The 2,851-nt window shown below is 74.2% G+C and carries 2 protein-coding genes; one reads left to right on the top strand and one right to left on the bottom strand.

Annotated features, from left to right (window positions below; all coding sequences use genetic code 11):
• Positions 1-423 (top strand): anti-sigma factor (locus K2X24_RS04770; protein ID WP_292495200.1); only part of this gene is annotated, 423 nt, incomplete at its 5' end.
• Here K2X24_RS04770 and K2X24_RS04765 read toward each other — a convergent pair.
• On the bottom strand, positions 420-2,851 hold a 2,432-nt coding region (locus K2X24_RS04765; RefSeq protein WP_292495198.1), incomplete at its 5' end, for an ATP-binding protein. The genes K2X24_RS04770 and K2X24_RS04765 overlap by 4 nt on opposite strands.

The following is a 2,851-nucleotide window of genomic DNA, read 5'->3' as shown; positions in this document are numbered from 1 at the left end:
GCGACCGGCACGGCCGCCGCCCTGGCGGCGGGGCTCGCCCTGTTCATCGCCCTCGGGCCCTCCCGGCCGACCGGCGCGGACGGGCGCTACGTCGCGGTGGTGAGCCGCGGCGGCGAGGCGCCCGCGCTCCTCGTCAGCGTCGACACCCGGGCCGGGACCGCGCGGGTCCGCCCGGTCGAGGCGCAGGCTCCGGCGGGGCGCAGCCTCGAGCTCTGGTATGTCGGCGCCGGCCAGGCCCCGAAGACCCTCGGCCTCGTCGGATCGGGCACCCGGGGCCTATCCCTCGACGGCCTGACCACGCCGGCGGCCGCCGACGCACTCGCGAACGGGACCTTCGCCGTCTCGGTCGAGCCGGAGGGCGGCTCGCCCACCGGCCAGCCGACCGGACCGGTGGTGTATTCCGGCCGCTTGATCCGGGATTAGGAGCGCGGTGCCCGGGGGGCGGCCTCCGCCCCGGCGAGTTCGGCGGCAAGCCGCTCGGCATAGCGCGCCGTCCGGTCCGCGAGGTTCCTGACCTCCGCGAGCCCGCGGTGGAACGCCTCCGGGCCCTCCTGGGCGATCCGTTGCTCGTTGCAGTGCTCCAGGGCCCGGGCCGCCTCGGACAGGGCGAGGAACCCCAGCGTGCCGGCGGAGGACACGCAGTGATGCGCCTCGAAGCGGAGCTGATCCCGGTCTTCCCGGGTCTCGCAGGCGCCCGCGAAGCTGGCATCCAACTCCTCGGCGAGGGTCTCCAGGGTGTCGGCGATCCGCCCGCCGCCGATCAGGCCGATCACCGCGTCGTAGGCGATCCGGTCGAGGAGGCTCGAATCGTCGCCGGATCGGCCCGCCGCCCCATGATCCGTCTCCCGGTCGCTCGCGCGCGGGCCGGCTTCAAGCCGGCCGTCTCCCGGGTCCGCCTCCCGCGGCGCGAGCCAGTGCTCGACGATCCGGTAGAGTTCCGCCCGGTCGAAGGGCTTGCCGACGTGATCGTCCATGCCGGCCTCCCGGAACATCCGGACCTGATCGGGCAGCACGTTGGCGGTCATCGCGAGGATCGGGATCGTGGCGGCGGTGCCGCCGAGCGCGCGGATGTGCCGGGTCGCCGTCATGCCGTCCATGCCCGGCATCTGCACGTCCATGAGGACGAGGTCGTAGGCCTCCTCCGCCACGGCGCGGATGGCGGAGGCGCCGTCCGCGACCACGTCGACGGCATGGCCGCCGATCTCCAGGACCGCGCGGGCGAGGTCCTGGTTGATCCGGTTGTCCTCGACGAGGAGCAGGCGCCCCGCCCGCCGGGCGACGGCGGCGCCCTCGGCCCGGGACGTCCGCTGCGCGGAGGCCCCGAGGGGCAGGGTCAGCGCGAACCAGAAGGTGGCGCCGAGGCCCTCCTCGGACTGGACGCCGATCTCGCCACCCATGAGGTCGACCAGCTGCTTGCAGATGGCGAGACCCAGGCCCGTGCCGCCGAAATCCCGCTCGATCGAGCCGTCCACCTGGGAGAAGCGCTGGAACAGCCGGCCCTGCTTGGCGCGCGCGATGCCGATGCCGGTATCGGCCACGCTGAAGCTCAGGCGCTCGCCGGTCTCGGCGGTCCCCACGTGTCGCACGCTCAGGGTCACGGTGCCCTGCGTCGTGAACTTGATGGCGTTGTTGAGGAGGTTCAGCAGAACCTGCCGCAGGCGCGCCGCGTCGCCGTACAGGCTGCGCGGCAGGGCGGGGTCGATCACCGCCCGGACCGCGAGGCCCTTCTGCGCGGCCGAGCCGCGCACGATGCACAGGCCGCTGTCGATCAGGGCCCGCGGGTCGAAGGCCTGCCGGTCGAGCGCGACGGCGCCGGCCTCGACCTTCGAGAAGTCGAGGATGTCGTTGACGATCGTCAGCAGCGCGGCTCCGGAGGTCCGCACGAACTCGGCTTGGCGCAGGAGGTCGGGGGGCAGGCGGTCCGAGGCGATCATCAGGTCGGTGAAGCCCAGGATGGCGTTCAGCGGCGTGCGGATCTCGTGGCTCATGGAGGCCAGGAACTCGGTCTTGGCCAGGCTCGCGCGCTCGGCTTCCCGCGTGGCCGCCTCCGCGTCGCGGGTGCGGGCCTCCACCCGCGCGCTCAGGGTGGCGTTGAGTTCCCGCAACTCCGCCTCGCTCGCGCGCAGGGCGCGCTCGGCCGCATCGCGCGCGGTGTCGTCCCGCATGGTCAGGACGGCACCGACCTGGCGTCCGTCACGACCGACCAGAGGGCGGGCGGAGCCGATCGCCAGGACCTCGACGCCGTCCGGGCGCCGGACCCGCCACCGGGCATCCCGGACCGTGGCGCCGGTCACGGCCCGCGCGAGCGGCAGATCCTCGGGTGGGTAAGGCACGCCCTCCTCGGTGTAGAGGTGGTAGGTCTCGCTGTAATCGTCCGGTTCGACATCCAGGCGCGCGACGCCGTGGATCGCGGCGGCCGCCTCGTTCACGAGGGTGATCCGACCCGCCGTGTCGGTGACGATCACACCCTCGGCGATCTGGCCCAGGATGGCCTCGTGGGCCGAATCCAAGGCCTCGCGGTAACGGGCCTCGCTCTCGGCCGCCGCCGCCTCGGCCTGCCGGCGGGCGGCGATGTCCGCCGCGCGTTCCCGGGCCAGGGCCTCGCCGGTCCGCAGGGCCTCGTGGAGGCGCAGGTGCGCGACGACGACCCGCGCCAGGTCCTCGAGCCGGCGCGCCTCCGTGGCGCTCAGGTCGCGCGGCATCGTGTCGATCAGGCAGAGGGTGCCGACCCGGATGCCCGGTCGCAGGATCAGGGGCGCGCCGGCGTAGAATCGGATGCCGGGCGGGCCGGTGACGAGGGGATTGTCCGAGAAGCGCGCGTCCCGCGTCGCGTCCGTGACCACGAAGACCG

The sequence above is a fragment of the Methylobacterium sp. genome, from assembly GCF_019750675.1.
Classification (GTDB): domain Bacteria; phylum Pseudomonadota; class Alphaproteobacteria; order Rhizobiales; family Beijerinckiaceae; genus Methylobacterium.
Note: the sequence above shows the minus strand (reverse complement) of the source record. Positions and strands in the feature narration are given on the sequence as shown.